General features: G+C 72.2%; 16 protein-coding genes and 1 pseudogene. 8 read left to right on the top strand and 9 right to left on the bottom strand.

Annotated features, from left to right (window positions below; translation table 11 throughout):
* The first annotated feature begins 186 nt into the window (after nucleotides 1–186).
* Nucleotides 187–1,188 (top strand): tRNA (adenosine(37)-N6)-dimethylallyltransferase MiaA, encoded by a 1,002-nt coding sequence (miaA, locus tag ADL05_RS00580; protein ID WP_053614834.1) that lies wholly within the window; start codon nucleotides 187–189, stop codon nucleotides 1,186–1,188.
* A gap of 125 nt (nucleotides 1,189–1,313) precedes the next feature.
* Here miaA and ADL05_RS00585 read toward each other — a convergent pair whose 3' ends face one another.
* Complete coding sequence (locus tag ADL05_RS00585; RefSeq protein WP_053614835.1) at nucleotides 1,314–1,892, bottom strand: helix-turn-helix domain-containing protein; 579 nt, start codon at nucleotides 1,890–1,892, stop codon at nucleotides 1,314–1,316.
* A gap of 90 nt (nucleotides 1,893–1,982) precedes the next feature.
* Here ADL05_RS00585 and ADL05_RS32085 point away from each other — a divergent pair, with 90 nt between their 5' ends.
* Together ADL05_RS32085 and ADL05_RS29180 are read left to right on the top strand one after the other, a co-directional pair.
* The gene (locus tag ADL05_RS32085) at nucleotides 1,983–2,105 is read left to right on the top strand and encodes a hypothetical protein (RefSeq protein WP_255351827.1); all 123 of its coding nucleotides are present in this window, start codon (nucleotides 1,983–1,985) and stop codon (nucleotides 2,103–2,105) included.
* Between the two features lie 11 nt (nucleotides 2,106–2,116).
* Nucleotides 2,117–2,218 (top strand): annotated as a pseudogene (locus ADL05_RS29180) (TetR/AcrR family transcriptional regulator); the annotation flags it as partial.
* Nucleotides 2,219–2,342: 124 nt separating this feature from the next.
* Here the strand turns inward: ADL05_RS29180 and miaB are convergent.
* From miaB to ADL05_RS00605, 4 genes are all read right to left on the bottom strand, one after another.
* Complete coding sequence (gene miaB, locus ADL05_RS00590; RefSeq protein WP_255351830.1) at nucleotides 2,343–3,809, bottom strand: tRNA (N6-isopentenyl adenosine(37)-C2)-methylthiotransferase MiaB; 1,467 nt, start codon at nucleotides 3,807–3,809, stop codon at nucleotides 2,343–2,345.
* Nucleotides 3,810–3,902: 93 nt separating this feature from the next.
* Nucleotides 3,903–6,944, bottom strand: coding sequence for a TRAP transporter permease (locus tag ADL05_RS00595; RefSeq protein WP_082375995.1), 3,042 nt, complete (start codon nucleotides 6,942–6,944; stop codon nucleotides 3,903–3,905).
* 36 nt (nucleotides 6,945–6,980) lie between these two features.
* Nucleotides 6,981–7,520, bottom strand: coding sequence for a DUF1850 domain-containing protein (locus tag ADL05_RS29185; protein WP_231640545.1), 540 nt, complete (start codon nucleotides 7,518–7,520; stop codon nucleotides 6,981–6,983).
* A 50-nt stretch (nucleotides 7,521–7,570) separates the two neighbouring features.
* Entirely contained in the window at nucleotides 7,571–8,617 is a 1,047-nt protein-coding gene (locus ADL05_RS00605; RefSeq protein ID WP_053614836.1) for a TAXI family TRAP transporter solute-binding subunit, read from the bottom strand.
* Between the two features lie 291 nt (nucleotides 8,618–8,908).
* On the opposite strand from ADL05_RS00605, the gene ADL05_RS29190 reads away from it, so the two are divergent.
* A complete protein-coding gene (locus ADL05_RS29190; protein ID WP_231640546.1) occupies nucleotides 8,909–11,557 on the top strand; it encodes a prolyl oligopeptidase family serine peptidase in 2,649 nt (882 codons plus the stop codon).
* Between the two features lie 154 nt (nucleotides 11,558–11,711).
* Here the strand turns inward: ADL05_RS29190 and recX are convergent, their stop codons facing one another.
* From recX to ADL05_RS29195, 3 genes are all read right to left on the bottom strand, one after another.
* A complete protein-coding gene (gene recX / locus ADL05_RS00615; RefSeq protein WP_053614837.1) occupies nucleotides 11,712–12,233 on the bottom strand; it encodes a recombination regulator RecX in 522 nt (173 codons plus the stop codon).
* Nucleotides 12,226–14,484 carry an intein-containing recombinase RecA gene (gene recA / locus ADL05_RS00620; RefSeq protein WP_053615037.1) on the bottom strand — a complete coding sequence of 753 codons (2,259 nt, stop codon included), beginning with the start codon at nucleotides 14,482–14,484 and terminating at the stop codon, nucleotides 12,226–12,228. The genes recX and recA overlap by 8 nt, the downstream gene beginning before the upstream one ends.
* Before the next feature lie 101 nt (nucleotides 14,485–14,585).
* Nucleotides 14,586–14,780, bottom strand: a complete 195-nt coding sequence (locus ADL05_RS29195) for a DUF3046 domain-containing protein (RefSeq protein WP_082375997.1) — start codon at nucleotides 14,778–14,780, stop codon at nucleotides 14,586–14,588.
* 80 nt (nucleotides 14,781–14,860) lie between these two features.
* Between ADL05_RS29195 and ADL05_RS00625 the strand changes: the two genes are divergently transcribed.
* The 3 genes from ADL05_RS00625 to ADL05_RS32090 all read left to right on the top strand — a co-directional run bounded on the left by ADL05_RS00625 (nucleotide 14,861) and on the right by ADL05_RS32090 (nucleotide 20,425).
* Complete coding sequence (locus ADL05_RS00625) at nucleotides 14,861–19,624, top strand: DEAD/DEAH box helicase (protein ID WP_053615038.1); 4,764 nt, start codon at nucleotides 14,861–14,863, stop codon at nucleotides 19,622–19,624.
* Nucleotides 19,625–19,718: 94 nt separating this feature from the next.
* On the top strand, nucleotides 19,719–20,189 hold the full coding sequence (locus ADL05_RS00630; RefSeq protein WP_053614838.1) for a GNAT family N-acetyltransferase: 471 nt from the start codon (nucleotides 19,719–19,721) through the stop codon (nucleotides 20,187–20,189).
* Nucleotides 20,190–20,290: 101 nt separating this feature from the next.
* On the top strand, nucleotides 20,291–20,425 hold the full coding sequence (locus tag ADL05_RS32090) for a hypothetical protein (RefSeq protein ID WP_255351828.1): 135 nt from the start codon (nucleotides 20,291–20,293) through the stop codon (nucleotides 20,423–20,425).
* Nucleotides 20,426–20,449: 24 nt separating this feature from the next.
* Here ADL05_RS32090 and ADL05_RS00635 read toward each other — a convergent pair whose 3' ends face one another.
* Nucleotides 20,450–21,661 carry an ROK family transcriptional regulator gene (locus tag ADL05_RS00635; protein ID WP_053614839.1) on the bottom strand — a complete coding sequence of 404 codons (1,212 nt, stop codon included), beginning with the start codon at nucleotides 21,659–21,661 and terminating at the stop codon, nucleotides 20,450–20,452.
* 261 nt (nucleotides 21,662–21,922) lie between these two features.
* On the opposite strand from ADL05_RS00635, the gene ADL05_RS00640 reads away from it, so the two are divergent.
* Complete coding sequence (locus tag ADL05_RS00640; protein WP_053614840.1) at nucleotides 21,923–23,209, top strand: extracellular solute-binding protein; 1,287 nt, start codon at nucleotides 21,923–21,925, stop codon at nucleotides 23,207–23,209.
* Nucleotides 23,210–23,298 lie beyond the last annotated feature (89 nt).

Raw genomic sequence — 23,298 nt, forward strand, 5'->3', positions numbered from 1 at the left:
ACCCTCCGGCAATTCAACACCGATCATGCTCCAACAGAGTTTCCCTGTCTTCTTCGTTTGTGCGGCGAAGCCGTAAATCTATTTCATAACAGCGTGATTATTGCTATGCGCGACCGGTCGGCGCGGCGGGCGACCCGTCCGCGGGAACACGACCGTGGCAGGCGATCGCATGACTAGGCTGGGGTGATGATCAAGGTGATCGCGGTCGTGGGCCCGACCGCTGTGGGCAAGTCCGACCTCGCCGTCGACGTGGCACTCCGCCTGGAGGAACGCACCGGTCGCCGCGGCGAGGTGATCAACGCGGACTCCATGCAGCTGTACCGCGGCATGGACATCGGCACCGCCAAGGTGTCCGAACCGGAACGGCGCGGCGTCCCCCACCACCTGCTCGACGTCTGGGAGGTCACCGAACCCGCCGACGTGGCCAGCTACCAGGCGATGGCCCGCGAACGCGTGGAGGAGTGCGCCGAGCGCGACGTCATCCCCGTGCTGGTCGGCGGTTCCGGCCTGTACGTGCGGGCCGTCCTGGACCACCTGGACTTTCCCGGCACCGACCCCGCCGTGCGCGCCAGGCTGGAGGGGGAACTGGCCGACGCCGGTCCGGGCGTGCTGCACGCCCGCCTGGCCGAGGCCGATCCCGCCGCCGCCCGCGCGATCCTGCCGGGCAACGGCCGCCGGATCGTGCGCGCGCTGGAGGTCATCGAACTGACCGGGCGCCCCTTCACCGCCACGCTGCCCGACCACACCTCGTTCTACCCCTGCCTCCAGATCGGACTGAGCGCTCCGCGTCCGGAGCTGGACACGCGGATCGACACCCGGGTGGAGCGCATGTGGGAGCGGGGACTGCTGGAGGAGGTCCGGCGGCTGGACGGACAGGGCCTGCGCGAGGGCCGCACGGCCTCGCGCGCCCTGGGCTACGCGCAGGCGCTGGAGCAGCTCGACGGCATCCTGTCCGAGGAGGACGCCAAGGCGGCCACCGCGCAGGCCACCCGGCGCTTCGCCCGCCGCCAGGAGTCGTGGTTCCGCCGCGACCCGCGGATCCGCTGGCTGCCCTACGACGCGCCCGAGCTCACCGACCGCGCCCTGGCCCTGGTGGACACGGCCCTGGCCGGGACTCCCGAGGCCCCCGACGAGGCTCTGGTGGACGTGGCCACGGTGATGCCCGGCTTCCGGGGCGCGAACGGGTAGGGCCGAGGCGGTCCGGCGGCGGTCGCACTCGGTGCCGGTGCCGCCCCAAGGCTCACACCCGTCCCGGGCCCGCCGGTGCCGCCTCTCGCGCAACATCCGTCCCGGGCCCGCCCGCCGCATGCGCCTCAGCGGCGCGGAGTGCGCAGGTGGATGCGCTCGCCCTGCTTGCCGAAGAGGCTGAGCACCTCCACCCCGCCCCGTCCGGCGGCTCCGAACCAGTGCGGGATCTGGCAGTCGAATTCGGCCGCCTCCCCCTCCCCCATGACGAAGTCGCGTTCGCCCAGCCGCACCCGCAGTCGTCCGCGCAGCACGTAGAGCCATTCATGGCCCGTGTGGGTCCGCAGGAAGGGCTCCTCGTCGTGCGCCGGGATGGTCATCTTGTACGCGCGCGGTTCGCCCTGCCGCCGTGACAGCGGGATCAGCACCCGGCCGTCCTTCCTGGTCGGGTGCTGGGGCACGCGCGGGTCGACGATCCGGGGCGCCGCAACGATCTCGTCGAGGGGCACGCCGAGCGCCGCGGTGATCGGCAGGAGGAGTTCGAGGCTCGGCTTGCGCTGGGCCGACTCCAACCGCGACAGCGTGCTGGTCGAGATCCCGGTGGTACGCGCGAGGCCGGTCAGGCTGACGCCCTTCCTTTCCCGGGCGCGGCGCAGGCGGGGCGCGATCTGCTCGATCACGGCGTCGACACTGGGTTGTTCGTCCATGGGACCAGTGAACCCGTCCATCCCTGTTTCGGCAACATCGTTTGCCGAAACCGCTCGGACGGCCCGATCCTCCCGGTGGAGGTGGTCCGCATGGACACGACAACGCACACCGAGAGATCCTCCGACAGGTTGCCCGCCGGGGTCCACCTGCTCGGATTCAGCCTGTTCGCGATGGGGAGCGCGGAGTTCCTCCTGGCCGGGGTCCTACCGTGACCTGGGGCTACCCCGAGATCACCATCGAGGACGTCGCCCGGCGGGCCGACGTGGGCAAGGGCACCGTCTACCCGCACTCCCCCACCAAAGAAGTGCTCTTCCCCGTGGTCCTGCCCAGCGTGACGAGGCCGGACAATCGGCGGTTCCACGACCTCTACGTGCGGCTCTGACAGGGCCGGAGACGGCGGAGGCCCCCGGCGCCGTGCCGGGGGCCTCCTCACTCTGTCGCCGGAGCCGTCAGGCGTCGCAGCACCCGCCGACGGCGGCGGGCTCCTCGGCCGGGGCGCCGATCCGGGGCATGCCCAGCAGGACCTCGGGCTCGCGCGCCTGCGCGGGCGCGCCGTTGCGGGCGTCCCACGCGTCACCGGCGCGGGTGCGCCGCAGCTCACGGATGCCGGAGTCGGCCACCAGGTGGTGCGGCGCGGCGTAGGTGACGTCCACCGTCACCGTGTCGCCCGGACGCGGCCGCTCGCCGTCGCCCACCGCGAAGTGCACCAGGCGGTTGTCGGGAGCGCGGCCCGAGAGGCGGTGGTGCTCGCCGTCCTTCTTGCCCTCGCCCTCGGCGACCAGCAGCTCGACCTCGCGGCCGACCAGCTTCTGGTTCTCCTCCCAGGAGATCCGGTCCTGGAGGTCGACCAGGCGCTGGTAGCGGTCCTTGACGACCTCCGGCGGCACCTGGTCGTCCATGGTGGCGGCCGGGGTCCCGGGGCGCTTGGAGTACTGGAAGGTGAACGCCATGGCGAACCGCGCCTCGCGCACCACGTGCAGCGTCTCGGCGAAGTCCTCCTCGGTCTCGCCGGGGAAGCCCACGATGATGTCGGTGGTGATGGCGGCCTCCGGCATGGCCGCGCGCACCTTCTCCACGATCCCCAGGAAGCGCTCCTGGCGGTAGGAGCGGCGCATGTCCTTGAGGACCTTGCTGGAGCCCGACTGCAGGGGCATGTGCAGCTGCGGCATCACGTTGGGGGTCTCGGCCATCGCCTCGATGACGTCGTCGGTGAAGTCGCGAGGGTGCGGGGAGGTGAAGCGGACCCGCTCCAGCCCCTCGACCTCGCCGCAGGCGCGCAGCAGCTTGGAGAAGGCCTGCCGGTCGCCGAACCCGCTGCCGTAGGCGTTGACGTTCTGCCCGAGCAGGGTGACCTCGCTGACGCCCTCGTCCACGAGCGCGCGCACCTCGGCGAGCACGTCGCCGGGGCGGCGGTCCTGCTCCTTGCCGCGCAGCGCGGGCACGATGCAGAAGGTGCACGTGTTGTTGCAGCCCACCGAGATGGACACCCACGCGGCGTAGGCGGACTCGCGGCGGCTGGGCAGCGTGGACGGGAAGTGCTCCAGCGATTCGGCGATCTCCACCTGCGCCTCGCGCTGGACGCGGGCGCGCTCCAGCAGGGTCGGCAGGGAACCGATGTTGTGGGTGCCGAACACGACGTCGACCCAGGGGGCGCGGCGGACGATCTCGCCGCGGTCCTTCTGGGCGAGGCAGCCGCCCACGGCGATCTGCATCCCGGGATTGGCGTCCTTGACCGGACGCAGGTGTCCCAGGTTGCCGTAGAGGCGGTTGTCGGCGTTCTCCCGGACCGCACAGGTGTTGAACACGACGATGTCGGCGGTGGTGTCCTCGGCTGCGCGCGCGTACCCAGCGTCCTCCAGCAGACCGGAGAGGCGCTCGGAGTCGTGGACGTTCATCTGGCAGCCGTAGGTCCGCACTTGGTAGGTACGACTCTGGCTCACCGCTCCAGGCTATCCGCTACCCCGGACGGAAAGGCCCGGGTGCGCGCACCCGGGCCCGAACACCGGACCTCAGTCCTTGTCGCCCTCGCCCGCACCGGCTTCCGCCGCGGGGGCGGTCTCGGCGCCGTTCGCCGGCCCGGTGGCGTCGGGGACGCGCTCCGGGCCGCCTTCGCGGCGGGTCCGCAGCTTCTCGTAGCCGATGACCACGGTGATCAGGACCAGGCCGATCACGTTGGTGGTCCAGCTCGCGGAGACCAGGAGCAGGCCGCCCAGGATGATCGCGGCGCGCTGGTACCAGGTCATCGGCCGGTCCAGATAGCCCACGAGTCCCAGTGCCACCATGGCCGCGCCCGCGATACCGGTCACCGCGGCCACGGTGCCGGACACCAGGTTCACGTTCTGGAGCAGCAGTTCCGGCGAGAACACGAACATGTACGGCATGACGAAGGCCGCGATCGCGATGCGCACCGCGTAGAACCCGGTGCGGATCGGATCGCCCCCGGAGATGCCCGAGGCCGCGTAGGCGGCCAGGCAGACCGGCGGGGTGATGTCGGCCAGGACGCCGAAGTAGTACACGAACAGGTGCGCCATCAGCAGCATCGCGAGCGTGCGGGTCTCGAACTCGCCCTGGAGCACGGCCACGATCGCCGGCGCGGCCAGCGTCGCCGTGATGACGTAGTTCGCGGTCGTGGGCAGGCCGATGCCCAGGATCAGGCAGGCGAGCATCGACATCACCAGGATGAGGAACAGGTCGACCCGCAGGGTCGCGACCGCCTCGGTCCCGAAGTCCGCGCCCGCCCCGGTCCACGCCAGCGCCGGCGAGGACGCCACCGCCGTCAGCAGGGACGCGAGGGAGGTGCTGATCGACTCGGCGATGCCCAGGAGTCCTCGGCTGAGCTTGAGTCCCAGGTCGGTCGTGGTGATGACGCCCGCGATGATGCCCGCGGACGCGCACGCGACGATGATCGGGATCGCCAGCCGCGAGGCGCCCACCAGCCCGTCCAGGAACCCGTGGAAGTTGAGCTGGTCCTCCTCGGAGTGCTTCCAGGACGAGAACAGGGCCATGGCCGCCATGGCGACGCCGGCCAGCAGCAGGGCGATGAACATCGCCTGCATGCCGCGCCCCATCTCCGCGAACACGTTCTGCACCCCCAGGACCACCACCGCCGCGGCCACCGCGGCGACGACGATCGGCAGGGACAGGCGCAGGGCGTTCGCCCCGGCCTCACGCGCGGCCCGGCGGCGCAGGCGGCCGTCGACGCGCGCCCAGGGCAGCGTGACGAACTGGATGAGCAGGTTCATGGCGACGGTGGCCACGACCGCGCCCATCGCGGAGTACATCGGCGAGTAGCCCAGGGACAGCAGGGCGAAGATCGCGACGACCGGAGCGAGCAGGTACCCGCGGGTCAGCATCAGCACGCGCAGGTTGGGCAGCAGCTCCCGGGGCAGGCCGCCGATGCCCATCCGCTTGGCGTCGTAGTGCACGACCACGTACTGGGAGACGAAGAACATCACCGCCGGGATCGCCGCGGCCGTGAGGATCTGCTGGTAGCTGGCCCCGGTGAACTCGATCATGATGAAGGCGCCCGCGCCCATGATCGGCGGCATGATCTGGCCGCCGGTGGAGGAGGCCGCCTCGACCGCGCCCGCGTACTCGGGCTTGTACCCGGACTTCTTCATCATCGGGATGGTGAACGCGCCGTTGGAGACGGTGTTGGCCACCGAGCTGCCGGTGATCGTGCCGGAGAACGCGCTCGTGACGATGCCGACCTTGGCGGTGCCGCCCGTGGAGTGTCCCGTGGCGCCCAGGGCCAGGTCGGTGAAGAACCGCTCCATGCCCGTCCGCTGGAGCATGGCGGCGAAGATCATGAAGAGGAAGATGAACGTCGCCGAGATCCCCAGCGGGGTCCCGAAGACGCCCTCCGTGCTCACCCACAGGTTCGTGACGATCTGGTCGACACTGGATCCGCGGTGGCGCAGGAAGCCGGGCATGGACTGGCCGAAGTAGGCGAAGGCGACCAGCGACGACGCCAGCACCACCAGGGCGGGGCCGAGCACGCGTCCGGCCGCCACGAGGATCAGCAGGATGCCGATCGTGCCCACCATGACGTACGTGGGATTGAGGATGCCGACCGTGGTGACGATCTCGCGGTAGTTGACGAACATGAACAGTCCGGCGAACAGGCCCAGTGCCGCCAGGACCACGTCGAACACGGGCATGCCCATGAGCGTCACGCGCGAGTAGCGGGACAGCTGCACGACCACGAGGATCGCCAGCGCCGGTCCGACCACGTTCCATCCGGCGATCCCGGACAGGGACATGTAGGCCAGGACGGCCGCGCCCGTGGCGGTCAGGCCCCACCGGGTGACGGCCGGCCACAGCCACACGGGGAACACCGAGGGCCGGCGCAGGAGCGCGACGCCCAGGGCGAGGGCGGCCACGATCAGGCCCAGGCCCAGGAAGGGCAGGAAGAAGAAGCCGCCGGCCGCGTCACTGGTGACCAGGTCCAGCGAGATCAGCGCCGCGCCGACGAGGAGGGTCCAGCCACCCGCCGCCTGGGCCCGCGAGGCCGCGTCGGACGCGCGCGTACGCCACAGGAACCAGCCGGCGCCGCCGAGGAGGACGAGGGCCAGTCCGCCGAACACCGCCTGCGGGAGGTACAGGTACATGCTCGTGTTGGTGCCGGACAGGGTCCCGACCGCCAGGTAGCCCACCAGGAGGCCGCTGAAGGCCATGCTGATGCCGTAGAAGGGTCCGTGGACCTCGACCCGGCGCTCCTTGGTCGGGTAGAGCAGGAACACCAGCCCCAGGCCGAGGGCCAGGTGGAAGGAGCGCTGCTGCAGAGGGGGCAGCGTCTGGGTGAACGCGGTCCACAGGTGGAACGCGGCCAGGGCCAGGGCGACGAAGAAGACGCTCCAGCGCCAGATCGACTGGAGCTGGCCGCGGGTCCCCTCGATCCCGGTGTCCTCGGTGTAGTCGTGCGTCTCCATCGCCTCGATGTCCCTCTGGATGCTGTCGAGGGCTTCGGGGGAGGACGCACCGGCGATCGTGTCTCTCTCGCCGGCGGGGTCACCACCGGGGTCGCCGGTGGCTTTGGGATCGGTCGTCATCAACCTCGTCCTTCTCGTGGGCGGGGGATTCCCCCATCACTCACCGGATGGGGCCACCCGATGTGCTTGCACGTACAGTTCCACGACCGTGCCCGGTCCAACCAGATCCAGGAGCCGGATCTCGCGGCCGCCTGCGGCCAACCGGTGGTCGACGTCGGCCGTGCCGACCACCATCCGTACCGTCCCGATCGGACGCCCGTGGTGGTCGACCACGTAGCCGGAACCGTCGCGGACGAACGTGGTGGTCACGCCGCCGATGGTCTCGGGCCCGGAGGGGAGGTTCGCTCCGTGCGCGTCGAACCGCATCTCCTCCATCGCCAGTCCCGCGTCGGCCGAGACCGAGAAGACCTCGTACACGGGACGGCGGTGGACCGAGTGCGTGTGGGTGAGCTCGATCCGGTCCCCGACCGCCAGCGGCACGAGGGCGACCGGACCCGGTGCGTCCGCCGACGGGGTGGTCGGCCGCACGGAGAACCAGGCGGTCCCCGTGTCGGCCGAACCGGTCGCCGTGAGGAGGACGGCCGCGGCGGCCAGCGCCGCGCCCGCCGCCCGCAGGACCGCCGACGCGGACCCCACACGCGCAGGGCCGCCCGGCGTCCACCGAGCGGCCCTGAGCGAAGCGGTCATCAGTCGAGGACGCCCTCTTCCTCGTAGAAGCGCTCGGCGCCCGGGTGCAGCTCCATCGAGCCCAGGCCGTCGACCGCGGTGTCCAGCTGGACCTGGCTGCCGACGTCGTGGGCGATGTCGCCGGAGTTCTGGTACATGACGCTGACCAGGTCGTAGACCAGGTCCTCGTCCAGCCCGGAGGTGGCGTAGAGCGTCGCCCACTGGGTCAGCGTGACGACGTCCTCGTCCTGGCCGTTGTAGGTGCCGCCGTCGATGGTGAGCGGGCTGTAGCTCGGGTCGGCCTCGATGAGGCCCTCGGCCTCCTCGCCGTCGATCGGCAGCAGGCGGACCTCGTTGCTCGCTCCGACCTCGACGATGCCGGCCGCGGGCACCGACAGGATGCCGAACGCGGCGTCGACCTGACCGTCGCCCAGCGCCGTGGCGGCGTCGCCGAAGGTGCTGTCGAAGGCGTTGATGTCCTCGTCCGGGTCGATGCCGTAGGCCTCGAGGATCTGGCGGGCCGCGACCTCGGTGCCGCTGCCGGGCGGGCCGATCTCGACGTCGGCGCCCTCCAGGTCGGCGATCGACTCGATGTCGGAGTCGGCGTTCACGACGACCTGCATGACCTCGGGGTAGATGTTGCCGAGGGCGAGGATGTCGTCCGGGTTGGCGAGCGGCTCCTCCTCGAACGGCCCGGTGCCGGCCTGCGCCTGCATCGCCACGCCGTTGACGGCCATGACCAGTTCGCTCTGCTCGATCTCACCGGCCTCGGCGTCCTCGGTCGAGCCCTCCAGAGCACGCATGTTCTGCACGGAGGCACCGGTCGCGAGCGTGTCGACCTGGATGCCGTCGATGTTGTTGGTCCACAGCTGCGCGATCTCGCCACCGAGCGGGTAGTACGTACCGCCGGTGGAGCCCGTCGCGAGCTGGAGGAAAGTAGTGTCCGCGTCCTCGTCGCCTGCTCCGGGCCCGTCCACGTCCTCCGGGGCGGCGCACGCCGACAGGGCGACCACGGCGGCCGCGGCGACAGCCACGGAAGCCCGCGTGGTCCTGCGTCCCTTGCTCATCGCTGGCATCCTCCTGTAGCAGTTCGGCGGGCACGGCCCCTTGGCGGCTCTCGTCCACCGCCCCCGTCGACCGTGCGTCACCGGTGATATCCGCGAAAGCATAGAACGGGGGGAACTCCCCCGCTGTGTCACTGCAATCACGAATGGAAAACGATACCCGGTGCATGATCGCGCCTTCGGGCCGTCATGCGCGGTAACGCTCGACGTGTCGGCGAGGCGGGTCTCCCGCAGGCGACACTTCACGACTAAGGTCGACATGTCATCTGATCTAGACCCATTCCTGAGCGGGACATGTCTGAACTGTCGAACCCCCAGCCCATCACCGCCGGTGACGTCGCCCGAGGAGTGCGCCGGATGGCCTTCCCCTCCGTCGTGGGCGACGAGGTCTGGTGGGAGGAGGAACGCCCCGACGAGCGCCGGGTCACCCTCATGCGACGCGACGCCGACGGCACCGTGCGCGAACTCCTGCCCGCCCCGTGGGGTGTCGGCAACCGCGTGCACGAATACGGGGGCCGTTCGTTCCTGCCCGTGCCCCGACGCGACGACAAGGCCATTCCGCGCATGGGAGTGGTGTTCGCCCACGCCGAGGACCAGCGCCTGTACCTGTGGGAGCGCGACGCCAAGGAGCCGGTTCCCCTCACCCCGGAGCCCGCCACGAAGGCGGGACTGCGCTACGCGGACTTCGCGCTCAGCGCCGACGGGCGCGCGGTGCTGTGCGTGCGCGAGGAGCACGGCCCGGCCGACACGCGGGCGACGGGCGGCACGGGCGGGGAATCCGGCGCAGACGGGGAACTCGGCACAGGTGTGGCACCCGATGCGGTGGCGGCGGCCGGGGCGCCGGTCACGGACGCATCGCTCACCGGGGTCGCCGGGAACGGCCGGGCCGCCGGGAACACGGTCGATGCCGCCGGTACGGCCGGTACGGCCGGTACCGCCGGGACCAATGGTGCGGCTGGCACGACTGACACGGCCGGTGCAGCGGGTACCGCCAGTGCGGCCGATGCCGCTGGTACGACCGGTGCGGCCGATGCCGCTGGAACCTCCGGTACCGCTGACCTGGACGGTACCGCTAGCGCGACCGATGCTGCTGGTGCGACCGGTGCGGCCCATACCGCTGGTGCGGCCGGTACCGCTGGTGCGGCCGGTCCGACCGGTACAGCAAGTGGCGCTGGTGCGGTCGGTGCGGCGGGTACCGCTGGCCTGTCAGGTACCGCTGACCTGTCCGGTGCCGGTGGTGCGGCCGGTGGCGCCGGGGTCGGCGGACCCGCCGGTGCGGCCCCGCGGCACCGGAGCCGCAGCGGGCGCGGCGGCGGCGTCCGCCGCTCCGTGGTCGCCGTGCCGCTGTCCGGACGCGGGGCCCAGGATCCCTCGGCCATCCGTGAGCTGGCCTCCGGCGCCGACTTCTACGCCTCCCCCACCGAGTCCCCGGACGGCGGCCACCTGGCCTACGTCCGCTGGAACCACCCGCGCATGCCGTGGGACGGCACCGAACTCCGCGTGGTCCCCCGCGAGGGCGCCGAGTACACGCTCAAGGGCGGTGTGGACGAGTCGGTCCTCTCCCCCCTGTGGGTGGACGACTCCACGCTCTACCTCGCCTCCGACTGGCCCGGGTGGTGGAACCTCTACCAGGCGGGCCTCAAGGGCCAGGCGATCGCCCTGTACCCGGCCGAGGAGGAGTTCCACGTCCCGCCGTGGCGCCTGGGCCACCGCTCGTTCCAGGTGCTGTCCTCCGGAAAGGTCGTCGCACTACACGGACACGCCGACATGACCCCCGGCCTCTACGACCCCGACACCCTCGATCTGACCCCGATCCCGACCGGCCTGACCTCCTGGTCCCAGCTGGACTCCGACGGGGAGTCCGTCGTGGCCATCGCCGCCTCACCGACGACGCCGCCGTGCCTGGTCCGCCTGGACCCGGCCACGGGGAGCATCGAGGTCCTGCGCACCAGCGATCTGCCCGGCACCGGTGCGGACGGCGCCACGGGCACGGCCGACGGCGGCGCCGCGCCGGTCAGGATCCCCGTCCCGCAGGCCCAGACGCTTCCCGGCAGGTACGGCGCGCCGGTCCACGTAAACGTGTACCCGCCCGAGGGGTCGGGGCCCGCGCCGTTCGTCGTCCACGCGCACGGTGGGCCGGTCTCGCACAGCACCACGGAGTACGACCTGGTCAAGGCCTACTTCACGAGTCGGGGCATCGGCGTGGCCGACGTCAACTACGGCGGATCCACCGGCTACGGCCGCTCCTACCGCAAGCGGCTGCACAAGGAGTGGGGCGTGGTGGACGTGGAGGACGCGATCGGCGTAGCGCGCTCCCTCGTGGACCAGGGCCTGGCCGATCCCGACCGCCTGGCCATCCGTGGTCCGTCCGCGGGCGGCCTCACGGCGCTGCTGTCCCTGACCGCGGACACGTTCGCCTGCGGGGTGTCCTACTACGGGGTGGCCGACCTGCTCGGCCTGGCCGAGACCACCCACGACTTCGAGTCCCGCTTCCTGGACTCGCTGGTCGGCACGCTGCCGGGCTTCACCGAACGCTACCGGGAGCGCTCGCCCATCAACCGGATCGACGAGATCGACGTCCCCGTGCTCCTGCTCCAGGGCACCGAGGACCCGGTGGTCACACCGGACCAGGCCCGCGCGATGGCCACGGCGCTGGGCGAACGCGGTGTCCCGCACGCCCTGGTGGAGTTCGAGGGCGAGGGCCACGGCTTCCGCTCGGCCCAGGCCCGTATCCGGGCGCTGGACACCGAACTCGCGTTCTACGCCCGCGTCTTCGGCACCGACTTCGGGGTCGGCGTGCGGCCGCTCACCCTGTCCACGACTCCGCCGGACCGCCCGGAGGCGGCCGCTCCGGAGATCTCACCTTCGGCGGCGCCGGAGGCGGACGAGAACGGGACGCCGGTCGCCGAGGAGGCCCGTCGGCACGAACACCAGAACGGCTGACCGGCCGAATCCTGGCTCAACGGCCGACCGCTGATTCGCCCGGCCACTGACCGCACGGACGTCTGACCGGCCGAATCCTGGCTCAACGGCCGACCGCCCGACCGGTCGAGCCGCTATCCGCCCGGCCACCGGTCCTCGCGGCACACGACACGGCCTACAGGTCCGGGTCGTACAGCTCCGCCTCGACGCCCTCGCGTTCGAGTTCCTCCCGGACCACCCGGTAGGACAGGCCCGCGGAGTAGCCCTTCCGGGCGAGGACGCCCAGGGCCCGCCGGATGCGGACCTCCTTGTCCTTGCCCCTCGTCGTGGCCAGGCGGCGCCGGGCCAGGTCGCGGGCGGCCTCCGCCTCGTCCTCGTCCGACAGCTGCGCGACCGCCTCGCGCACGGTGTCCTCCTCGACCCCCCGGGTGCGCAGCTCGCGGGCCAGCGCGCTCCGGGACAGCCGCCGACCGTGGTGCCGGGAGCTCACCCACGCCTGGGCGAAGGCCTCGTCATCGATCAGGCCCACCTCGTCGAACGAGCCCAGCACCGACCGCACGACCTCGTCCGGGAACTCGCGGCGGTGCAGGGCCCGCTCCAGCTGGGCCCGGGTGCGCGGGGAATGCGAGAGCATCCGCAGGCACAGGGCTCTCGCCTTGGCCTCGGGATCCTCCACGTGCTCCCCGGCCTCACGCATCCGGCGTCGTGGGTGCCTTGGTGGTCTTGGCCGCCGCCGTGCGCTTGGCGGTCGGCTTCGCGGGCTCCTTGGCCGCCGCGTCGGCCGCGGGCTTGGCCGACTCGCCGGGGCCGGAGGCGCTGTCGTCGCCCTTGACCGCGATACCCAGCTTCTCCTTGATCTTCTTCTCGATCTCGTTGGCCAGGTCGACGTTCTCGCGCATGAAGTTGCGCGAGTTCTCCTTGCCCTGGCCGAGCTGGGTGCCGTCGTAGGTGTACCAGGCACCGGACTTGCGGACGATGCCGTGCTCCACGCCCAGGTCGATCAGACTGCCCTCGCGCGAGACGCCCACGCCGTAGAGGATGTCGAACTCGGCCTGCTTGAAGGGCGGGGCCACCTTGTTCTTGACGACCTTGACGCGGGTGCGGTTGCCGACCGCGTCGGTGCCGTCCTTGAGCGTCTCGATCCGGCGGACGTCCAGGCGCACCGAGGAGTAGAACTTGAGCGCCTTGCCGCCGGTCGTCGTCTCAGGGCTGTTGTGCACCATGACACCGTCAACGAAGTAGTTGTGGTTCCCCTCGACCTCGATGTCGAACTTGTGCATGCTGCGGGTCTCCGGCTTGACCTGGATGTCCAGGATCGGGGAGGCCACCAGGCGCTCCACCGGCTCGGAGCGCTCCGGAACCACCCGGCACCGGCCCTGGAAGCGCGGAAGCAGCTTGAAGCTCATCGACTCGTGCACGTAGGGCGCCACAAGCTCCTGGAACTTGGCACTGGCCGCTGTGGTGAACTGGATGTAAGGGATGCGGCGGCTTCCCCGAACGACGAGCTTGGCGTCCAGGTCATAGGTGTCACGCAGGTGATCGGTGAGCCGTTCGCGCGTACCAGGGCTCATCGCTTCGACGCAGATCTCGATGCGCCCGCTGCCGCCCTCCGTCCGAGCCTGGACGCCCTTGGACCGAACCGTGAAGCAGCCGTCGTCCATGTACCAGACCGCGAGTGCGAGCGGCGTGATCTTCTTCAGGTACTCCCAGCTCAGGTGCTTCTTTCCATCACCGAAGTAGACAGCCTCCCGAAGCTCGGCCAGCTCCGGAAGCGGTGTGAAGTCGGCGAATACCGCGCCCTTGTCATTGGTGGTTCGAGAGTGGCCGATGTTGTCCAGCAGCGAGACCTTCCAGTCCAGGTAGGACTCTTGCCCATGCCCCATCCTGAACCGGGTGCCTTCGCGACCCCTGGTGTTCGCGGAGAGTGTGCCGTCGCCCATCACCGACCCGAGGACGACCTGGATCTGCTGTTCGCTCAGATAGTGGGTCTGAGCGGAAAGAACACGGTCACCGGGCAGGAGCTCGCCCGCCTGTCGCCAACCGCCAGGCGTACGGATGAGGTGGTTCGGGGTCGCCGCGAACTGCGAACGCCCGTTCTTACCGGATCGAGCGACGGTGAACTGCAGGAACTCGTCGGCTACACCGTTGTCGAACCAGTTGACGACCTTGCGCGGCACGACCTCGTCCCGTTCGGGGTCGTAGGAGAGGACCTCGACATCCATCTTCTGGTTGACGATCTTGCCGATCTTCTCCTGTGTGCCGTCGGCAAGGGTGACTCGGGTGCTGTAATTCATGCACCCGAACATGACGCCGACCTTCTCCCGCAGCTGGTTGATGAAGATCGCGGTGGTGCCGGTCTGGTGCAGGGCACCGGCGATCTTGCGCAGCGCCTGGGACATCAGCCGGGCCTGCAGGCCGACGTGGCTGTCGCCCATCTCGCCCTCGATCTCCGCACGCGGCACGAGGGCCGCCACGGAGTCGATGACGATGATGGAGACCGCTCCGGAGCGGATCAGCATGTCGACGATCTCCAGCGCCTGCTCACCGGTGTCCGGCTGGGAGAGCAGGAGGTCGTCGGTGTCGACGCCGATCTTCTTGGCGTAGACGGGGTCGAGCGCGTGCTCGGCGTCCACGAACGCGGCGATGCCGCCCAACTTCTGGGCGCTGGCCACGGCGTGCAGCGCGACGGTCGTCTTTCCGGAGGACTCCGGTCCGTAGATCTCCACGATGCGGCCGCGCGGGATACCGCCGATGCCGAGCGCGACGTCCAGCGCGATCGCGCCGGTCGGGATCGACTCGATGGGCGGGCGCTCGTCGTCGCCCAACCGCATGATGGAACCCTTGCCGAACTGCCGCTCGATCTGTGCGAGAGCTGTTTCGAGAGCCTTGTCTCGGTCACCAGATGCCACGGGGTACCCCTGTTGTTGGGTGGATGCCTTCTTCTTCATGATGCGCACGACGCTACGCCGTCGCTACGACAAACGCGATGCCGGACGAACGCCTGTGGACAACCCACACTACCCGAACTTGTGTTCGAGGACCCGTCGCCTCACCGGGCGTTCGTCGGGAGGTCGAACGCCTCGCACACCGCCCTCCACACCCGCTTGGCCGCCACGCCGTCGGAGAGGGCCTGCTGCACCGTGCGCGAGCCGAGCCCCTCGATGACGTAGTCCTTGGCCAGGCTCTCCGCGTAGGCCTCGCCGAACTGTTCGTGCATGTTGTGCCAGAAATCCGAGAGTCTCATCGGCCCCAGTATCGGTGATCCGCCCGACGCGCACGGCACCCCTGACCGCGTTCGTCGGCCGCGGCGGGCACACTGTCGGCATGATCGGCGAACGCTTCGGCACCGCGACCCGGACCTGGTTCGACCAGGCCTTCCCCGGCGGCCCCACACCCGCGCAGGCCCAGGCCTGGGACGCGATCTCCCGGGGCCGCGACACCCTGGTGGTCGCCCCGACCGGGTCCGGCAAGACGCTCTCGGCGTTCCTGTGGTCGCTGGACCGGCTCACCCGGTCCCCCGGTGACGGCCGCTGCCGCGTCGTCTACGTCTCCCCCCTCAAGGCCCTGGCCGTCGACATCGAGCGCAACCTGCGCGCCCCGCTGGCCGGGATCTCCGCCGCCGCGCGGGACCAGGGCCTGCCGCTGTCCCCCGTCACCGTCGGCGTGCGCACCGGCGACACCCCGGCCGCCGAGCGGCGGCGCCTGGCGACCCGCCCGCCGGACATCCTCATCACCACCCCCGAGTCCCTGTTCCTGGTCCTGACCTCCAGGGCCCGCGAGAGCCTGGCCGGTGTGGAGACGGTGATCGTGGACGAGGTGCACGCGCTGGCGGGCACCAAGCGCGGCGCCCACCTGGCCCTGAGCCTGGAGCGGCTGGAGGACCTGCTGGACCGGCCCGCCCAGCGCATCGGCCTGTCCGCCACGGTCCGCCCGCCGGAACTGGTCGCGGAGTTCCTCGGCGGCGCCTCCATGGTCGCCCCGCACGACACCCCGCACATGGACCTGAGCGTGGTCGTGCCCGTCCCCGACATGGAGGAGCCCGGCCCGGGCCCCGCCGGTTCCGCCGGCGCCGACCCCGGCGGCTCCGTCCCGCTCTCGCGGGGGTCGATCTGGCCGCACGTCGAACGGCGGGTGCTGGACCTGGTCGAGGCCCACCGCTCGACGATCGTGTTCACCAACGGCCGCCGCACGGCGGAGAAGCTCTGCGCCAGGCTCAACGACCTGCACGCCGAACTCCACGAGGGCGGGCTGCCACCGGAGGAGCACGCCGCCGACGTCATCGGGCAGTCCGGGCAGAGCAGGGGCGGCGAGCCCGTCATCGCCCGGGCCCACCACGGATCGGTCTCCAAGGCCGAGCGCGCGCTCATCGAGGACGACCTCAAGGCGGGCCGCCTGCGGTGCGTCGTCGCGACCTCCAGCCTGGAGCTGGGGGTGGACATGGGCGCCGTCGACATGGTCGTGCAGGTGGCGTCGCCGCCCTCCGTCGCCAGCGGGCTCCAGCGCGTGGGCCGGGCCGGGCACCAGGTCGGGGAGACCTCGCGCGGGGTGTTCTTCCCCCAGTTCCGGGGGGACCTGCTGGCCGCGACCGTGGTCGTGGAGCGCATGCGCGCGGGGGACATCGAGCGCCTGGAGATACCGCGCGACCCGCTCGACGTCCTGGCCCAGCAGATCGTCGCGATGGTCGCCATGGACGACTGGCCGGTGGCCGACCTCGCCGCGCTCGTCCGCCGGGCCGCGCCCTTCGCCCGGCTGGCCGACTCCGTCCTGGAGTCCGTGCTGGACATGCTCTCGGGCCGCTACCCCTCCGACGAGTTCGCCGAGCTGCGGCCCCGGGTGGTGTGGGACCGCGAGGCCGACGTCCTGCGGGCCCGGCCCGGCGCGCAGCGGCTCGCGGTGATCAGCGGCGGCACCATCCCCGACCGCGGCCTGTACTCGGTGCACCTGTCCGGGACCGCGGGCACCGGGCGGGCGCCCACCCGGGTCGGCGAGCTGGACGAGGAGATGGTCTACGAGTCGCGGGTGGGCGACGTCTTCGTCCTCGGCTCGACCTCCTGGCGGATCGACGCGATCACCGCCGACCGCGTCCTGGTCTCCCCCGCCCCGGGCCGCCCCGGCCGCATGCCGTTCTGGAAGGCGGACTCGATGGGCCGCCCGGCCGAGCTGGGCCGGGCCGTGGGCGCGCTGACCAGGGAACTGGCCGCGGCCGATCCCGACGACGCCGTCGAGCGCGCCCGCGCCGCCGGGCTGGACCCCTGGGCGGCCGACAACCTCGTCGCCTACGTGACCGAGCAGCGCGAGGCCACCGGGCAGGCGCCCGACGACCGCACGGTGGTGCTGGAGCACTTCCGCGACCAGGTCGGCGACTGGCGCGTGGTGCTGCACTCCCCGCTCGGCGCACGGGTGCACGCCCCCTGGGCCCTGGCCCTCGGCGGCCGGCTGCGCGAGCGCTTCGGGGTGGACGCCCAGGTCGTGCACGGCGACGACGGCATCGTGATCCGGCTGCCCGACATCGAGCACGACGCCGCCGTCCTCGCCCGGGAGCTCACCGACCTGGTCGCCTTCGATCCGGACTCCGTGGAGGACCTGGTCACCCAGGAGCTGACCGGCTCGGCGCTGTTCGCCGCCCGGTTCCGCGAGTGCGCGGCCCGCGCCCTGCTCCTGCCGCGCCAGCGCCCGGACAAGCGGATGCCGCTGTGGCAGCAGCGGCTGCGCTCGGCGCACCTGCTGTCGGTCGCGGGCCGGTACGGGTCCTTCCCCATCGTCCTGGAGACCGTGCGCGAGTGCCTGCGCGACGTGTTCGACGTCCCGGCCCTGGTGGAACTGCTCACCGACATCCGGTCCCGGCGGGTCCGCGTGGTCGAGGTGCGCACCGAGCGGGCCTCGCCGTTCGCCCAGTCGCTGCTGATGGAGTACACGGCGGCCTTCCTCTACGAGGGGGACGCCCCGGCCGCGGAGTCGCGCGCGCAGGCGCTCACGCTGGACTCCTCCCTGCTGGCCGACCTGCTGGGCGCGGTGGACCTGCGGGAACTGCTCGACCCCGACGTCGTGGAGCACACCGACGCCCTCCTCCAGCGCATCGCGGCCCCGGTCCGGGACGCGGAGGCCGCCGCCGACCTGCTGCGGGAGATCGGTCCGCTGACCACGCGGGAGGCGGCCGAACGCGGTGTGCGTCCCGCGTGGCTGGACGACCTGGCGAAGGCCGGGCGCGTCGTGCGCGGCCCCGTGGCGGGAGCCGACCGCTGGTACGCGGTGGAGGACGCGGCCCGGCTGCGCGACGCGATCGGCACGGTCCCGCCCCCGGGAGTGCCCGAGGCCCTGTTGGAGCCGGTGGACGCACCGCGGCGCGACCTGGTGTCGCGGTACGCGCGCACGCACGGCCCGTTCACGGCGGCGGAGGCGGCCGAGCGCCTGGGCCTGTCCGAGGACGTGGTCCTGGGCGTGCTCCGGGAGCTGGCGGAGTCGGGGCGGGTCGTCCGCGGTGAGTTCCGCCCCTGGGGAACCGCGCCCCGGACATCCGCCGAGGGGACACGCCCCGCCGCGGATCCGCCCACAGACGATGGTGAGCGACAGGTGGGAACCGCGCCGCCGACGTCCATCGAAGGTGCCCGTCCCACCGCGGAGCCGCCCACGGGCGCTGGCGGGCGCAGGGCGGGGGGCGGAACTGAGTGGTGCGACGTCGACGTCCTGCGGCGGCTGCGGCGGGGCTCCATCGCCCGGCTGCGCCGCGAGGTCGAGCCGGTGCCGCCGTCGGCGCTGGCCCGGTTCGTCCCGCGATGGCAGCACGCGGTCCCCGGTGAACGGCTGCGCGGTCCGGACGCGGTGTTCGCCGCCGTGGAGGCGATGCGCGGTGCGCCGATCGCCGCGCCGGACCTGGAGTCGAGCGTGCTGCCCGCCCGGGTCGAGGGCTACGCGCCGGTGGCGCTGGACGCGCTGACCCAGGCGGGCGAGGTGGTGTGGGCGGGTCTGGGCGGGGGGCGCCGCGCCCGGAGGCCATCCGCCGGGGGCGGCGGTGGCGGACGGCGGGCGGGCCTGCCCGGGGACGACGGGTGGCTGACGCTGGTGCCCGCCGACGAGGCGGCCGTGCTGCTGCCGGACCCACATCCCGTGGACGCGGAGACCGAGCCCGTCGCCTCCGCCGTCCTGGAGGCCCTGTCGGGGGGCGGCGGGCTGTTCTTCCGGGACCTGTCCGACCGCGCCTCCCGGGCCCTGGGGTCGGTGGTCTCCGACGCCGCGCTGGTGGAGGCGCTGTGGGACCTGCTGTGGGCGGGGCACGTGACCAACGACTCCCTGGCCCCCCTGCGGGCCCTGCTGGGGGCCGGGTCGGTGCGCAGGCGCTCACCCGCGCGTGCCGGGCGCCGGGGACGGCCGGTGATGCCGTCGCGGTCGGGGCCGCCCACGGCCGCCGGGCGGTGGTCGGCGCTTCCCGAGCGCGAGGCCGACCCGACCCGGCGGGCGCTCGCGCGTGCGCAGGCCAAGCTGGACGAGCAGGGCCTGGTGACCTACGGGTCGCAGGGCCGGGGCATCTCCCGGGAGGAGTACCAGGTGCTGCGGTCGATGGAGGAGTCGGGGCAGGTGCGCCGCGGCTACTTCGTGGAGGGGCTGGGCGGCGCCCAGTTCGCGCTGCCCGGCGCGGTGGACCGGTTGCGCGCGGTGTCGGGAGGCACCTCCGGAGAGGTGTCGGGGGGCACTCGGGGGACGGCGGGCGCCGAGGCCGACGGGGGCGGACGCGTCGTCCTCGCCGCCACCGATCCCGCCAATCCCTACGGGCAGTCCCTGCCCTGGCCGCCGACCGGCCGCGAGGGCGCCGGGCGGCCGGCCCGGGTCGGGCACGCGCTGGTGGTGCTCGACGACGGCGGGCCCACGCTCTACCTGCACCTGGGCGGACGCTCGGCGGTGACCTTCGGTGCGTCCCCGGCCCTCCTGGAACGCGCCGCCACGGTGCTCGCGGCGACCGTGCGCGAGCGCGGGCTGGGGCCGGTGGTCGTCGAGCGGGCCGACGGCGCCGACGTCTTCGGGACGCCGCTGGACGCGGCGCTGGTGTCCGCCGGGTTCCACGTCACGCCCAAGGGCCTGCGCCTGCGCGACTGACGGGCGGTGGTGCGGTGGCGGACGCACCGCGAACAGGCAACGATGGCACCGGACGAGACACCGAGAGAGGGGCGCGGACGTGCGGATCCGACCGATGCGGGCCGGGGACGAGCCGGACCTGGTCCGGGTGTCACTCGCGGCGGACACGGTGTTCGCCGACGCGGGGGTGGAGCTGCCCCCGGACGACCCCCGCGCGCTGCTGGCGCACGCCGACCGCGTCCTGGTCGCGGTGGACTCCGACGGGCGGCCGTGCGGCCTGGCGGCGACCGTCGTGGTCGACGGGCACCCCCACCTGGAACAGATCGCGGTCGACCCCGGCCACGGGCGCCGGGGCGTCGGCTCGGCCCTGCTGGCGGCCGTGTGCGCCGAGGCCGCCGCGCCGGGCCACACGAGGATCACGCTCACCACGTTCCGCGACCTGCCGTGGAACGGGCCCTGGTACACCGCACGCGGCTTCGCTCCCCTGCCCCGCGCGGCGTGGGGGCCGGAGCTGGCGCGCCTGTGGGAGGCGGAGGCTCCGATCCGGGTGCTACCGCGGATCGTGATGGCGAGGGAACCGGGCTGACCGGTCCGGGGCAAGCCCGAGGCTCGATCCGGCGCCCCTCGCCCTCCCCCGTCGCGCCCGGCGCCCGGGCACGAGGAGAGAGGGGGGTACCGGAGCGCTGGATGCATGCCGGGGAGATCGGCGACCCGGAGGCGGGCCGCTCCCACCGGCCGTCCCCCGACGTCCCGGCCGAGCTCGGGGACGGGCGGGCGGACGCCTCCATGCGGGTGATCACGTCCTCCGAGCCCGTCGGCTGACGCCGTGCCACGGTCGGCCGCTCCTCACACGGTGGAGGAGAACACCTCCTCGCGCGCGCGTTCGAGGGCGTGCAGCAGCGCCCCCCGGACCACGGGGCTGCCCTCGACCGTGCCCTGCGCGACCTCGGTGGCGTTGGGCCCGATCCTGGCGGTCGCCGCCTCCACCCGCGCGGCCAGCTTGGCGCCGCCCGCCCTGGCCACGTCGCCGCCGAGCACCACCAGGCCGGGGTCGATGACGACGCTGACGGCGGCCACCCCGCGCGCGAGGCGTTCGGCGAAGGCGTCGAGGAAGGCGTCGGCGTCGGGGGTCCCGGCCGCGGAGGCGGCGCTGACGACGTCCACCACGTCCTCACCGGTGATGCCGTGCTCGGCCGCCAGCCGGACCACCTGGTTGGCCTTGACCAGGGCCTGGAACCCGTGGGGCAGGTCCTCGGAGTGGTCCCTCAGCGACTCGTAGCCACCGGACAGCCCGATGTCGCTGGGCATCGGCGCGCCCGGCACCGGCAGGTAGCCGATCTCGCCCGCGCCGCCCGAGCGGCCGCGGTGGATGCGCCCGTCGATCATCGTGGACATGCCGACGCCGCCCGCCGCGCTGAGCCAGATCAGCACGAACTCGGCCACCCCGGAGGCGGCGCCCTCGGCGTGCTCGGCCAGGGCGGCCAGGTTCACGTCGTTCTCGATCACCACCGACCGCTTGAGATCGGCCCGCAGGGCCTCCAGCACCCCCTCGTGCCAGGACATGAGATCGAAGGAGAAACGGATGTCGCCCGTGCGCGGATCGACGACGCCGGGTGTGCCTATGACGCAGGCGCGGACCCGGTCGAGGGGGACCCCCGCCTTCTCCGCCAGGCGCATCACCGCGGTGTGCACCAGCGCGACGGGATCGTCCGAGGCGCTGGGGTCGACGCTCACCTCGCTGATGACGCGGCCGGTGATGTCGGCGATCGTCGCCGTCACGCGGCTCGCGCTGACGTCCAGGGCCGCGACGTAAGCGCTTTCTGGGACGACCGCGTAGAGCGCCGCGTTGGGCCCGCGGCCGCCGGCCTTGCTGCCGACCACGCGGACCAGGTCGCGTTCCTCCAGCCGGGCCAGGAGCTGGGAGGCGGTCACCTTGGACAGTCCTGTTCTCGTGCCCAGCTGCGTCCTGGTCAGCGGACCGGCGGAGAGGAGCAGTTCCAGCGCCGCGCGGTCGTTGAGCTGGCGTAGCAGCCGGGGAGTTCCCGGACGTTGAGACATAACCGTGACACCTCACCCTGTTTTTATTAGGAAAGTTTCCTGTTAATTTAGCTCACAACCTCACAGGAGGTCACGTCCCGAAAGGTCCGAGTCGTTCGCGGACACGGACCCCTCGGCACCCGCACCGGCGGGGCGGCCAACGTGCGATCCCAGCACAGTTCCCACACAGTCGTCGAAGCGGTCGGATCACCTATGATCCCAGGCCGCGTCGAGCACAGGCGTCGAGCCCCAGCGCGCCGTGCGAAGGGAGACAGGTACACCATGAAGTTCACCAAGATCGCCGCGGCCTCGGCCGTGGTCATGCTCGCCGCCGCCTGTGGCGGAGGTTCCGACGAGGGCGGCGGGGGCGGCTCCGCCGAAGGCCCCGAGACCCTCACCGTGTGGCGGATGGGTGACGCCACCGAGGACCAGAACGCCTTCATGGACTCGGTCTCCGAGCAGTACCAGGAGCTCTACCCCGACACCGAGGTCGACGTGCAGTGGGTCCCCTGGGGCGAGTTCTCCCAGCGGTTCCAGACGGCGATGGTCAGCGGCGGCCCCGACGTCGTCGAGATCGGCAACGACCAGGTTCCCACGTGGGCCGACGCCGGCGCGCTCTACGACGTCGCCGAACTGGCCGAGGGCTGGGAGGACCGCGAGGACATCCTGGAGGGCGCCTACGCCAACGGCACCTTCGGCGACGCCCAGTACAGCGTCCCGTGGTACAGCGGCGTCCGCGCCCTCTGGTACAACGCCGACTGGCTGCGCGAGCTCGGCCACGAGCCGCCCGCGACCTGGGACGAGCTCCTGGAGGTCTCGGCCGACATCGAGGACGAGTACGACGTTCCCGGTTTCGCCGCTCCGACCGACTTCCTCAACGGCATCGCCAGCTTCGTGTGGGCCAACGGCGGCGAGTTCGCCACCCTCGAGGGCGAGGAGTGGACCGGGCAGCTGGACTCCCCCGAGACCACCGAGGCCCTGGAGTTCTACGCGGACCTGACGGTGGACGGGGTGTCGCCGAGCGCCTGCATCGGTCTGAACGAGGTCGACTGCGCGCACGCCGACTTCGTCAACCGCGACCTGGGGATGTTCATCGACGGTCCGTGGGCGAGGGCCCAGCTGGAGGACCTGAACGACGAGCACGCCGACCAGTGGGCCACCGCGCCCATCCCCGGTGTGGACGGCATGGCCCCCGCCTTCGGCGGCGGCTCCGACCTGGCCGTGTGGGGCACCTCTGAGCACCCCGAGGCCGCGTTCGACTACATCACCACGCTGAACAGCAAGGAGAACGCGCTTCCCTACAACGAGGTCTCCTCGATGTTCCCGACCTACGGCGACGTGCTGGAGAGCGAGACCTTCCAGAACGACCCCGTCCTGGCCGGCGCCGCCACCCAGGCCACCGGCGACCTGCGCCTGTTCCCGGACACCCCCAACTGGGGCCACGTCCAGTGGGAGCTGACCACGGTCCAGACCGCCGTGCAGCGCATGGCCGAGGGCGAGTCCGCGGACGACGTGCTCCCCGAGCTGAACGACGAGCTCACCGAGGCGCTCAACCGCCCCACCGAGTAGTCACAGAGCAGCCACGGCCGCGCGCTCCCGCGCACGGCTAGGGCGTGTTCCGCAGGTACTCGCCCTAGGGCGGCCGTCGGACCGACGGC

It is taken from the genome of Nocardiopsis sp. NRRL B-16309, assembly GCF_001279585.1.
Classification (GTDB): Bacteria; Actinomycetota; Actinomycetes; order Streptosporangiales; family Streptosporangiaceae; genus Nocardiopsis.